This is a genomic window from Isoptericola sp. GX10416, assembly GCF_056590155.1.
This window is the reverse complement of sequence record NZ_JBWPVO010000007.1, coordinates 169,908-180,799: the sequence shown is the minus strand read 5'-3', so window position 1 is coordinate 180,799 and position 10,892 is coordinate 169,908. Positions and strand designations below refer to the sequence as shown.

Genomic DNA, 10,892 nt, shown 5'->3' with positions numbered 1-10,892 from the left:
GCCTACTCGTCCGTCCCGAGCGTCACCAGGACCTCTCCGACGTCGAGCGGGTCCGACCGGTCGACGGGTGCCCAGACCGTGGACTCCCGCGTCCAGACGAGTCCTTCCGCCCGGACCTCGACGGCACCGGTCGCCTTCGCTGTTGCCACCGCCCAGTGGGCCACGGCCCACGTGGACCGCTCGGCGCTCTCGAAGGGCAGGACTCCCGCGTCGATCTGGCTCAGCGGCCCGTCGGAAGACACGGCGTCCGCCGGGACCCCCAGGTCGCGCTCCAGGCGTGCGGGCAGGTCGACCGGTTCGTCCTCGGCCGACACGGCGAACAGCTCGCACGTCAACGAGCCGGGAGAGTGCCCGGTGAGCGACGAGGCCCACGTGCGGGCGAGAGGTTCGTGCTGGGCATAGGCCTCGGGGAACGCTGAGCGCTGCACCGCCTGTGCAGCCACCGTGATCTCCAGGTCCCGCCAGCCGTCCACGCGCTCGAGGCCTGCGTAGAACGCGTTCGTGGCGTAGACCGGGTCCATGATCTCCGTGGTGGTGCCCCAGCCCTGGGACGGGCGTTGCTGGAACAGCCCCAGCGAGTCGCGGTCGCCGTAGTCGATGTTGACCAGGCGTGACTCCTGCATCCCGGTCGCGACCCCGATCGTGCCCGCCCGCGCTGGCAGGCCGCGCTGGACCGACGTGCCCACGACGAGGGCGGCGTTCTGCGCCTGGACGGGCGAGAGCTCCCAGGCCGTGCCGTCGAGGACGGCGGTGCACCGTTCCCGGGTCAGCGCCGGCTCGCGGGTGGACAGGTACCAGATCACACCGGCCACGGCGGCGACACCGACGGCCAGGATGACGACGACGGCGACCGCCGAACCGGCGGCGGAGCGCCGTCGCCCCGTCATCAGTTCGCGTGGAGGGCGGCGTTGAGCTCGAAGCCGGCCGCACGGGCGAGGACCTCGACGGCTCCGGTGCGCGAGTTGCGGCGGAACAGGAGGTTGTCGCGTCCGGCGAGCTCGAGCGCCTTGACCACGCGCGGCTCACCCTCGTCGCCCATCTCACCGAGCATGGTGACCTTGGTCCCGGCCGTGACGTACAGCCCGGCCTCGATGACGCAGTCGTCCCCGAGCGGGATGCCGAGGCCGGCGTTCGCCCCGAGGAGGCAGCGCTCGCCGATCGAGATGATCTCCTTGCCGCCGCCGGACAGGGTGCCCATGATCGAGGCGCCGCCGCCGATGTCGGAGCCGTCGCCCACGACGACGCCCGCGGAGATGCGGCCCTCGACCATCGAGGCGCCGAGGGTGCCCGCGTTGAAGTTCACGAAGCCCTCGTGCATGACCGTGGTGCCCTCGGCGAGGTGCGCGCCGAGCCGGACGCGGTCGGCGTCGGCGATGCGCACGCCGGACGGCACGACGTAGTCGACCATGCGCGGGAACTTGTCGATGCCGTAGACCGTGACGGGCTTGTCCGTCGAGGCGCGCAGGCGCAGCCGGGTGATCTCGAAGCCCTCGACGCTGCACGGGCCGTGCGAGGTCCACACGACGTTCGTGAGCTTGCCGAAGAGACCGTCGAGGTTCACCCCGTGCGGTGGCACGAGGCGGTGCGAGATGAGGTGCAGGCGCAGGTAGGCGTCGGCGGCGTCGGCCGGTGGGGCGTCCAGGTCGATCTCGGTGCGCACGACGGCCACGTCCACCCGCCGCGCGTCGTCCCGCTGCGAGAGGGCGGCGAGATCGGCGGGCACGTCGACGTCGTCGGGGGCGTCTCCGAGCGTGGGGGCGGGGTACCAGACGTCGAGCGTGGCGCCGTCGTCGGCCACGGTCGCGAGGCCGAGTCCCCAGGCGGAACGGGCGGAGGTGGTGGGCGTCGTCATGGGATCAGCCTATCGGCGCAGGGTGGCACGATGTACGCGTGACCAGCCAGCAGAACCGCTTCGATGCAGACCTCGTCGACCCGGCGACGATCCCCGCGTCCGACCTCGTGGACCTGCTCCGCGCCGTGTGCGACATCGAGTCGGTCTCCGGCGACGAGACGGCGCTCGCCGACGCCGTCGAGGCCCTCCTGCGCGAGCAGCCCCACCTCGAGGTGACCCGCGACGGGGACGCCGTCGTCGCGCGGACGCTGCTCGGGCGGGACCGTCGCGTCGTGCTGGCGGGCCATCTCGACACCGTGCCGCTCACCGACCCGCCGAACCTGCCGACGCGGCTGGAGGGCACGGGCGACGACAGGATCCTGTGGGGGCGTGGCACCGTCGACATGAAGGCAGGGATCACCGTCATGCTGGCGCTCGCCGTCGAGCTGGGCCGGCAGGGCCACGAGCAGAGCGCCGAGCCCGTGGTCGATCTCACCTACGTCTTCTACGACCACGAGGAGGTCGAGGAGTCGAAGAGCGGGTTGGGCCGGCTGGCGCGCAACCACCCCGAGCTGCTCGCCGGGGACTTCGCCGTCCTGGGCGAACCCACGTCCGCCGACATCGAGGGCGGCTGCCAGGGCACGATCCGGGTCGACGTGCGCACCCGTGGTGTGGCGGCCCACTCGGCCCGCTCCTGGCGGGGCGAGAACGCGATCCACGCCGCCGCACCGGTCCTCGCGCGCCTGGCCGCGTACGAGCCGGTCGAGGTCGACGTCGACGGGCTCCGCTACCGCGAGGGGATGAACGCCGTCGGGATCCGTGGAGGAATCGCCGGCAACGTCGTGCCGGACGAGTGCACGGTGACCGTCAACTACCGGTTCGCGCCGTCGCGCGACCTCGCCGAGGCCGAGGCGCACGTGCGCGAGCTCTTCGACGGCTACGAGGTGACCGTCACCGACGCGTCGCCCGCGGCGCGCCCGGGCCTGGACGACCCGCTCGCGGCGGAGTTCGCCGCGGCCGTGCTCACCCTCACCGGGGGACGCCCGAAGCCCAAGTTCGGGTGGACCGACGTCGCCCGGTTCGCGCAGCTGGGCATCCCCGCCGTGAACTTCGCCCCCGGCGACGCGTCGCTCGCCCACGCCGACGACGAGCGCGTGCCCGTGCGCGAGCTCGCCGTGTGCCGCGACGCGCTGCGCACCTGGCTGCGCGGTCAGTAGTCTCGGCCCATGAGCGAACGCACCGACGAGGGCGTCCCGGAGGCGGGACGCGGCTACCGCAAGGGCCCGGTCCTCCTGCGCGGCACCCAGATCCCCGACACGACCACCGACCAGCGGCTGCTGGCGCCCGGAGACGGCACGGACTGGGTGCACTCCGACCCCTGGCGGGTGATGCGCATCCAGGCCGAGTTCGTCGAGGGATTCGGCGCCCTGGCCGAGGTGGGTCCGGCCGTGTCGGTCTTCGGGTCCGCGCGGACCCGGCCCGAGCACGAGGACTACGGCCTGGGGGTCGAGATCGGGCGCCTGCTGGTCGAGGCGGGCTACGCCGTGATGACCGGCGGCGGGCCAGGCATCATGGAGGCCGCCAACAAGGGGGCCTCGGACGCCGGTGGCACGTCGATCGGGCTGGGGATCGAGCTGCCCTTCGAGCAGGGCATGAACGAGTACGTCAACCGCGGCGTCAACTTCCGGTACTTCTTCGCGCGCAAGACGATGTTCGTCAAGTACGCCCAGGGGTTCGTCGTGCTGCCGGGCGGGTTCGGCACCTTCGACGAGCTCTTCGAGGCGATCACCCTCGTCCAGACGCACAAGGTCACCGGGTTCCCGCTGGTGCTCGTCGGGACCGAGTACTGGAGCGGCCTGCTCGAGTGGGTGCGCACCGCCGTCGTCGACCGCGGCATGATCAACCCCACCGACCTCGACCTGCTGCACCTCACCGACTCCGCGCAGGACGCGGTGGAGTACGTCGTCGAGCGGGGCCGGGCGCTCGCCGCCGAGTTCCGCTCGTGATCCCGCCCGCGGGCGCGCCGCTCGTGCTGCGCGGCCGCGAGGTCGGCCGGGAGTCGGACGGCGTGGTGCGGCCGGTCGTCATGGCCATCGTCAACCGGACCAGTGACTCGTTCTACGCGCCCGCCCGGTTCGCGGACGACGGCCCCGCCCTCGAGGCCGCGCACGTCGCCTGGGACGACGGCGCGGCGATCCTCGACGTCGGCGGCGTGCGGGCCGGTACGGGGCCCGAGGTGGGCGTCGCGGAGGAGATCGACCGCGTCGTGCCGTTCGTCGAACGCCTGCGCGCCGAGGTCCCCGACCTGCTCGTCAGCGTCGACACGTGGCGCTCGGAGGTCGCCCGCGCCGCCGTCGACGCCGGGGCCGACCTGATCAACGACACCTGGGCCGGGCACGACCCCGCGCTCGTCGAGGTGGCGGGCGCGGCCGGGGTGGGCGTCGTCTGCTCCCACACCGGTGGGGCGCAGCCCCGCACGGACCCCTGGCGCGTGGAGTACCCGGCCACCGCCGGCACGCTCGACGGCGAGGACCCGCGCGACGGCGTCACCCAGGACGTGCTGAGGAGGCTGCGCAGCGCGGCCGAGCGGGCCGTCGCGAGCGGTGTGCCCCCGTCGTCGGTGCTCGTGGACCCCACGCACGACTTCGGCAAGAACACGTGGCACTCGCTGCACCTGCTGCGCCGCACCGAGGCGCTGGCCGAGCTCGGGTACCCCGTCCTGATGGCGCTCAGCCGCAAGGACTTCGTGGGGGAGACCCTCGGTCTGCCGCCTGCGGACCGGCTGCCCGGCACGCTGGCCGCGACGGCGCTCGCGGCCTGGCACGGTGCCAGGGTCTTCCGGGCGCACGACGTCGCGGCGACGCGGCAGGCGCTCGAGATGGTGGCGGCCGTCCGGGACGAGGCGCCGCCCCGCGCGGCTCTGCGCGGGATGGCGTGACCGAGGGACGACCTCGCCCGCAGTAGAATGGTGAGGCACGCCTCAAGCTGCGTGGCCGTACCGGCAGCGTTGACCCGTCGCCGGGGCGACGGGCGGGCTGAGGCAGTTGGGGAACCGGACAACGGAAATGGAGAGCCACACATGGCTGCGATGAAGCCGCGGACGGGCGACGGACCGCTCGAGGTCACCAAGGAGGGACGCGGCATCGTCATGCGTGTCCCGCTGGAGGGCGGCGGTCGCCTGGTCGTCGAGCTGAACGCCACCGAGGCCGGCGAGCTGGGCGAGGCCCTCCAGGCCGTCACCGGCTGAGTCGGCCCGGGGCTGACGACGTACGAACTCACGGGCGCGGAGCAGACACCTGCTCCGCGCCCGTCGTGCTGCCCAGGACCCGTCGCTACCGGCGCACCGCCAGCAGCGTCCCCTCGCCGACCGGCACCATCGCGGGGGTGAGGCGCTCGTCGTCGCGCACCACCTGGGCGAGGCGACGGACGAGCGCGGTGGTCTCGTCGCGCCGGTCCGGGTCGGCGACCCGCCCACCCAGCAGGGCGTCCACGACGACGAGGACGCCGCCGGGCCGGAGCAGGCGCACCGCGGCCTCCACGTAGTCGGCGTAGGCCTGGGGGTCGATCGCGACCAGCACCAGGTCGTAGGCGCTGTCGGTCAGCCGGGGCAGGACGTCGAGGGGCGGTCGGACGATGGTCCGGGTGCGGTGCACCGGCACACCCTCCTCGGCGAAGGCGACCTTGGCGGCACGCTGGTGCTCGGACTCCGGGTCGATGGTGGTCAGCACGCCGTCCGGGGCCATCCCCCGGAGCAGCCACAGCGCAGCCACCCCGGCGCCGGTCCCGATCTCGACGACGGCGCGGGCGCGGACCGCTGCGGCCACCACCTGCAGGAGCGCTCCCGTGCCGGGGGAGACGGTGGTGCAACCGAGCTCGGCCGCACGTTCGCGGGCGCGCAGGATCGTCACGTCCTCGGCGAGGTACGTCTCGCTGAAGGCCCAGGCGGCCGTCGGGTCGTCCTGGGCTCCGACCCCGATGGTGATGGCGGCCCCCTCGAATTGATGCGCTGTGATCGTACGTGGGAACCACTCAGGGCGCTCACACGTTCGCATGGGACCATGCAGGTGATGACCGAGACCTCAGACCGTACCGACCCGGGAGCGCCGGACCCTGCCGCAGGCTGGGTCCCGCCGACGTGGGACCAGATCGTCCGTGAGCACTCCGCCCGTGTGTACCGTCTCGCGTACCGCCTGACCGGCGACAAGCAGGACGCCGAGGACCTGACGCAGGAGACGTTCCTGCGCGTGTTCCGGTCGCTGTCCAGCTACACGCCCGGCACGTTCGAGGGGTGGCTGCACCGCATCACCACGAACCTCTTCCTCGACCAGGTCCGGCGCAAGAAGCGCATCCGGTTCGAGATCATGGGGGAGGACGCCTCCCGGGTCGAGGCCACCGACGACCGCGCGCGGCCGGAACGCGGGTTCGAGCACGCCCACCTCGACAACGACGTGCAGGCGGCGCTGGACGCCCTGCGGCCGGAGTACCGCGCCGCCGTCGTGCTGTGCGACATCGAAGGTCTCAGCTACGAGGAGATCGCGGTGACGCTGGGCATCAAGATCGGCACGGTCCGGTCCCGCATCCACCGCGCCCGGGCGCAGCTGCGCGACGCGCTCGAGCATCGCCGCACCGAGGTGGTGCGATGAGAGGTCACCTCGGGGACCTGGTCAGCGCCCTCGCCGACGGCCAGCTCGGACCGGCCGAGACGGACCGGGCGCTCTGCCACCTCGCGGCCTGCCGCCTGTGCGCGGCCGAGCTGGAGTCCGCCCGGGCGGCCCGGCGTCGTCTCTCGCAGGCCTGCGACGTGGCGCCGGCGCCGGAGCTCACGGCGCGGCTGCTCGCGCTGTCCGCGTCCATCCCGTCGACCGACCACGACCCGCTGCGCGCACCCGACCGGGACACGACCTGGCAGACGCCGGAGGCCTGGCGGTCCACCCTCACCGGTGACATCGCCGGCTCGGCGCGTCGTCGGCGACGTCGTCGGCTGGTCCTCGTGGGGGCGAGCGGTGCGGGCGTGCTGGGCTGTGCCCTGTTCGTGCTCGGTCAGGCGCCCGTCGTCTCGCCGGAGACGTCCCGCGCCGCGGCGCTGAGCATGCTCGCCGGGACGGACGAGGTCTCGACGAGCGTGTCCGACGCCGACGCTCCGGACCCCGAGGCGTTCGTCGCGCCGGGCGCGCTGCCCGCCGGCTACGAGCTCACCGACGTCAGGACCGACGGCGAGGTCGTCGAGATCCACCTGGCGGGCCCCGAGGGACCTGTCGTGGTCCGTGAACGACCGGGCCGGCTCGCCGACGTCGTCGACTCCGAGGTGCTGCTGGACGTTCCCGGCCGGGAGGGCGTGCACGTGCTGACCCGAGACCCGTGGCACGTCGCGTGGCAGGCGGGTGACACGGTGGTCGAGGCGACGACCGACGTCCCCCACGCGGTGCTGGTCGACGTGATCGCCGCGTTCCCCGACGATGCCTACGATGCGGGGGTCGTGCCCCGGATCACCCGCGGCTGGACCACCGTGACAGGAGCACTCTCCCGCCCATGACGCACCAGGATTCCTCGGATCTCTTCGCGACGCCGGAGCCGCCGGCCCGGCGGCCGGACCCGGCACCGGTGGAGGTGCCGCCGACGCCGGCCCCGTACCCGGCCGCAGCGGGGAGCAGTCCGCAGGCCCCGCCGTCGGGCAGCAGCGAACCGGCACCGTCCGCGCCGGTGCCGCCGTCGGCCCCGCCGACGTCGTCCCGGCCGCTCGCGTCCGCGCCGACCGAGACCGCGCCGACCGAGACCGCGCCGTCGGCCGGGAACGGGAAGCCGGGGGCCCCGCGTGCCCGCCTCGGCGGCGCTCGGGTCACGGGGATCCTGGTCCTCGCGCTCCTGGTCGGCCTCGTGGGGGGGTTCGCCGGCGACCGGCTCTCCGGAGCCACGTCCGACGGCGAGACCTCTGCCCGGCTGCCGGTCGCGACGGACGACGCCGAGGCGGCGTCCGGGTTCGACCGGCCCGAGGGATCCCTCGCGGCCACGGCGGCGGAGGTCCTGCCGTCGGTGGTGTCCTTCGAGGTCACGGGCTCCGACGACAGCCGCTCCAGCGGGTCGGGGTTCGTGCTGCGCGAGGACGGCTACGTCCTGACCAACGACCACGTCGTGGCCGCCGGGACGGGCGGGGGTGAGGTCGTCGTCGTGCTCGCCGACGGCAGCGAGCACGAGGGCGACGTCGTCGGCCGCACCTCCGATTACGACCTGGCGGTCGTGAAGATCGACGTCGACGGCCTCACCCCGCTCACGCTGGGCGACTCGGACGGCGTCGTGGTCGGCGACGAGGTGCTCGCCGTGGGCGCGCCGCTCGGTCTCGACTCGACCGTCACCTCGGGCATCGTCAGCGCGCTGCACCGGCCCGTGCAGGCGGGGGACCAGGCGACGACGGCGTTCATCGACGCGATCCAGACCGACGCCGCGATCAACCCGGGGAACTCCGGCGGCCCGCTCGTCAACGCGGCCGGCGAGGTCATCGGCATCAACTCGGCCATCGCGCAGCCGCCCGGCGCCATGCAGGCGACCGGCAGCATCGGGCTCGGCTTCGCGATCCCCGCCAACCAGGTGCGGACGACCGCCGAACAGCTCATCGAGTCCGGCCGCGCCACCTACCCCGTCATCGGTGTGCTGCTCGACACGAGCTACACCGGCGAAGGTGTCAAGGTCGCCGAGGAGGCGCAGCAGGGGACCTCTCCGGTGACCGACGACGGCCCGGCCGACGTGGCCGGCATCCAACCGGGCGACATCATCCTGGAGATCGACGGCCGCCCCGTCGCGCAGAGCGACGAGCTCATCGTGGCGATCCGCGCCAGCCAGCCCGGCGACGCGGTGACCCTGCGGGTGCGCAGCGGGGACGACGAGCGCGACGTGCGCCTCGTGCTGCAGGCGAGCCCGAGCGAGTGAGCGGGTACCGGGCCGGATCGACGGCGGGCTAGGCTGTCCGGCGTGGGATTCTTCGGGATCAACGGCGGCGAGCTCGTCGTCATCATCGTGCTGGCTCTGGTGCTGATCGGCCCCGAGCGGTTGCCGCACTATGCCGGCCAGCTCGGGTCGCTGGTGCGTCAGGGCAAGACGGCCCTGCAGGGCGCGAAGGAGCGCATCGGTGACGAGTTCGGCGACGAGCTCAAGGACGTCGACTGGCAGAAGCTCGACCCCCGCCAGTACGACCCGCGACGCATCGTGAAGGAGGCCCTGCTCGACGACGAGCCGGCGCCCCGCACGACGCCGCGCACGGCCGGGTATGCCGGCGACGGCGTCGCGGCGGGGGCCGCGGCCGGCGCCGCGTCGGTGGCCGCGTCGGCTGGCCCCGCACCGTTCGACGACGAGGCCACGTGAGATCGACCACCCACCGCGCACCGACCTGTCCGGCGTTTCCGGCCTGCCCTCCCGACCTGTCAGAATGAACCTCATGTCCGACGTCACCGTCCCGGGATCGCCGACGGCGCCCCGGCCTCGCATCCTGTCCGGCATGCAGCCGACCGACTCCTCGCTGCACCTGGGCAACTATCTCGGAGCCCTGACGCAGTGGGTCGCGCTGCAGGAGGACCATGACGCGCTGTACTGCGTGGTCGACCTGCACGCCCTGACGGTCAACCCGGATCCCGTCGCCCTGCGCGAGCGCACCCGCGCGACGGCGGCCCAGTACCTCGCCGGCGGGGTCGACCCGGCTCGCTCGACGCTGTTCGTGCAGTCGCACGTCCCGGAGCACACGGAGCTGGCCTGGCTCCTGAGCTGCCAGACGGGCTTCGGTGAGGCGAGCCGGATGACGCAGTTCAAGGACAAGTCGGCCAAGCAGGGCACCGAGGGCACCACCGTCGGTCTGTTCACCTACCCGGTGCTCATGGCGGCCGACATCCTCGTCTACGACGCCAACCTGGTGCCGGTCGGCGAGGACCAGCGCCAGCACCTCGAGCTGACGCGTGACCTCGCGGAGCGGCTCAACGCCCGGTTCGGCGCGGGGACCGCCGTCGTGCCGGACCCGTACATCGTCACCGCGACGGCGAAGATCCAGGACCTGCAGAACCCTGCCGCGAAGATGTCGAAGTCCAATGCCGGCGGCAAGGGCGTCATCTGGCTGCTCGAGAACCCCAAGAAGGCTGCGAAGGCGATCAAGTCGGCGGTGACCGACGCCGACGAGTCCTACGCGGTCTACTTCGACCGCGAGAAGAAGCCGGGCATCTCCAACCTGCTGACCATCTTCTCCGCCGTCACGGGTCGCGGGGTCGACGAGATCGCGACCGAGTACGACGGCCGTGGCTACGGCTACCTCAAGGTCGACCTGGCGGATGCCGTCGTCGCGTTCCTCGAGCCGTTCCAGGACCGCGCGAACACCTACCTGGCCGACCCGGCGCAGCTCGACAAGGTGCTCGACGACGGCGCGGCACGGGCGCGCGAGATCGCCGGTGAGGTGCGTGACCGGTACTTCGACCGGTTCGGGCTGCTGCCTCGAGGCGCCCGGTGAAGCTGCCCGCCCGAGGCCCCGAGCAGGTCAGGATCGGGATCGCCATCGCGATCCCCGAGCCGTACGCCACGCAGCTGCAGAACGCGCGTGCCGCCGTCGGCGACCCGCTGGCCGCCGCCATCCCGCCGCACATCACCGTGATCGGGCCGACGGTCGTCGACTCGTCGGTGCTGCCCGCCGTGTGCGAGCACCTGGAGAAGATCGCGGGCGAGACGCCGCCCTTCCGCATCCACCTGCGTGGCACGGCGACGTTCCGGCCCATCTCGCCGGTCGTGTTCGTCGCCCTCGCGGAGGGCATCGCAGAGTGCGAGCTCCTGGAGGAGCAGGCCCGTTCCGGCGTGCTGGCGCAAGAGCTGCGGTTCAACTATCACCCGCACGTCACCGTCGCCCACGAGGTACCCGACGAGGCGCTCGACCGGGCGTTCGACGAGATGAGCGGCTTCGAGGCGGTCTTCCACGTCTCGGCCCTCTCGATGTACGAGCACGGCGACGACGGCGTGTGGCGGCCGCAACGGGCCTTCACCCTCCGGGGGAGCCCGGCCGCCGGCCACTCATGACCGCCCTGCCTGACCGACCTGCCGA

Annotated in this window: 13 protein-coding genes; 10 read left to right on the top strand and 3 right to left on the bottom strand. The window is 73.1% G+C overall.

What is annotated here, in order from left to right:
* Positions 1-2 precede the first annotated feature (2 nt).
* On the bottom strand, positions 3-887 hold the full coding sequence (locus ACWAT2_RS12280; RefSeq protein ID WP_402375977.1) for a hypothetical protein: 885 nt from the start codon (positions 885-887) through the stop codon (positions 3-5).
* Positions 887-1,852, bottom strand: a complete 966-nt coding sequence (gene dapD / locus ACWAT2_RS12275) for a 2,3,4,5-tetrahydropyridine-2,6-dicarboxylate N-succinyltransferase (RefSeq protein ID WP_402375979.1) — start codon at positions 1,850-1,852, stop codon at positions 887-889. Before dapD ends, ACWAT2_RS12280 begins: the two co-directional genes overlap by 1 nt.
* Positions 1,853-1,890: 38 nt before the next feature.
* Here dapD and dapE point away from each other — a divergent pair, with 38 nt between their 5' ends.
* The 4 genes from dapE (at position 1,891) to ACWAT2_RS12255 (ending at position 5,078) form a co-directional block, all read left to right on the top strand.
* Positions 1,891-3,048 carry a succinyl-diaminopimelate desuccinylase gene (gene dapE / locus ACWAT2_RS12270; RefSeq protein WP_402375981.1) on the top strand — a complete coding sequence of 386 codons (1,158 nt, stop codon included), beginning with the start codon at positions 1,891-1,893 and terminating at the stop codon, positions 3,046-3,048.
* 9 nt (positions 3,049-3,057) lie between these two features.
* Positions 3,058-3,837, top strand: coding sequence for an LOG family protein (locus tag ACWAT2_RS12265; RefSeq protein WP_402375983.1), 780 nt, complete (start codon positions 3,058-3,060; stop codon positions 3,835-3,837).
* A complete protein-coding gene (gene folP / locus ACWAT2_RS12260; RefSeq protein WP_402375985.1) occupies positions 3,834-4,769 on the top strand; it encodes a dihydropteroate synthase in 936 nt (311 codons plus the stop codon). Before ACWAT2_RS12265 ends, folP begins: the two co-directional genes overlap by 4 nt.
* A 141-nt stretch (positions 4,770-4,910) precedes the next feature.
* Entirely contained in the window at positions 4,911-5,078 is a 168-nt protein-coding gene (locus ACWAT2_RS12255; RefSeq protein WP_106266794.1) for a DUF3117 domain-containing protein, read from the top strand.
* 85 nt (positions 5,079-5,163) lie between these two features.
* On the opposite strand, the gene ACWAT2_RS12250 is transcribed toward ACWAT2_RS12255, so the two are convergent.
* Complete coding sequence (locus tag ACWAT2_RS12250) at positions 5,164-5,883, bottom strand: O-methyltransferase (RefSeq protein ID WP_402375986.1); 720 nt, start codon at positions 5,881-5,883, stop codon at positions 5,164-5,166.
* Positions 5,884-5,898: 15 nt separating this feature from the next.
* On the opposite strand from ACWAT2_RS12250, the gene sigE reads away from it, so the two are divergent.
* The 6 genes from sigE (at position 5,899) to ACWAT2_RS12220 (ending at position 10,867) form a co-directional block, all read left to right on the top strand.
* Positions 5,899-6,474: an RNA polymerase sigma factor SigE gene (sigE, locus tag ACWAT2_RS12245; protein ID WP_402375988.1), complete on the top strand. Its 576-nt coding sequence runs from the start codon at positions 5,899-5,901 to the stop codon at positions 6,472-6,474.
* Positions 6,471-7,364 (top strand): anti-sigma factor, encoded by an 894-nt coding sequence (locus ACWAT2_RS12240; RefSeq protein ID WP_402375989.1) that lies wholly within the window; start codon positions 6,471-6,473, stop codon positions 7,362-7,364. The genes sigE and ACWAT2_RS12240 overlap by 4 nt, the downstream gene beginning before the upstream one ends.
* Positions 7,361-8,752 (top strand): S1C family serine protease, encoded by a 1,392-nt coding sequence (locus ACWAT2_RS12235; protein ID WP_402375991.1) that lies wholly within the window; start codon positions 7,361-7,363, stop codon positions 8,750-8,752. The genes ACWAT2_RS12240 and ACWAT2_RS12235 overlap by 4 nt, the downstream gene beginning before the upstream one ends.
* Positions 8,753-8,794: 42 nt before the next feature.
* Positions 8,795-9,184, top strand: coding sequence for a twin-arginine translocase TatA/TatE family subunit (locus ACWAT2_RS12230; protein ID WP_402375993.1), 390 nt, complete (start codon positions 8,795-8,797; stop codon positions 9,182-9,184).
* Between the two features lie 73 nt (positions 9,185-9,257).
* On the top strand, positions 9,258-10,310 hold the full coding sequence (gene trpS / locus ACWAT2_RS12225) for a tryptophan--tRNA ligase (RefSeq protein WP_402375995.1): 1,053 nt from the start codon (positions 9,258-9,260) through the stop codon (positions 10,308-10,310).
* Complete coding sequence (locus ACWAT2_RS12220) at positions 10,307-10,867, top strand: 2'-5' RNA ligase family protein (RefSeq protein WP_402375996.1); 561 nt, start codon at positions 10,307-10,309, stop codon at positions 10,865-10,867. Before trpS ends, ACWAT2_RS12220 begins: the two co-directional genes overlap by 4 nt.
* Positions 10,868-10,892: the final 25 nt, after the last annotated feature.

Coding starts and splice junctions, on each gene's coding strand:
- ACWAT2_RS12235 (WP_402375991.1), top strand. CDS start 7,361: ATGACGCACCAGGATTCCTCGGATCTCTTCGCGACGCCGGAGCCGCCG.
- sigE (WP_402375988.1), top strand. CDS start 5,899: ATGACCGAGACCTCAGACCGTACCGACCCGGGAGCGCCGGACCCTGCC.
- ACWAT2_RS12240 (WP_402375989.1), top strand. CDS start 6,471: ATGAGAGGTCACCTCGGGGACCTGGTCAGCGCCCTCGCCGACGGCCAG.
- dapD (WP_402375979.1), bottom strand. CDS start 1,852: ATGACGACGCCCACCACCTCCGCCCGTTCCGCCTGGGGACTCGGCCTC.
- ACWAT2_RS12255 (WP_106266794.1), top strand. CDS start 4,911: ATGGCTGCGATGAAGCCGCGGACGGGCGACGGACCGCTCGAGGTCACC.
- ACWAT2_RS12265 (WP_402375983.1), top strand. CDS start 3,058: ATGAGCGAACGCACCGACGAGGGCGTCCCGGAGGCGGGACGCGGCTAC.
- ACWAT2_RS12250 (WP_402375986.1), bottom strand. CDS start 5,883: ATGCGAACGTGTGAGCGCCCTGAGTGGTTCCCACGTACGATCACAGCG.
- ACWAT2_RS12280 (WP_402375977.1), bottom strand. CDS start 887: ATGACGGGGCGACGGCGCTCCGCCGCCGGTTCGGCGGTCGCCGTCGTC.
- trpS (WP_402375995.1), top strand. CDS start 9,258: ATGTCCGACGTCACCGTCCCGGGATCGCCGACGGCGCCCCGGCCTCGC.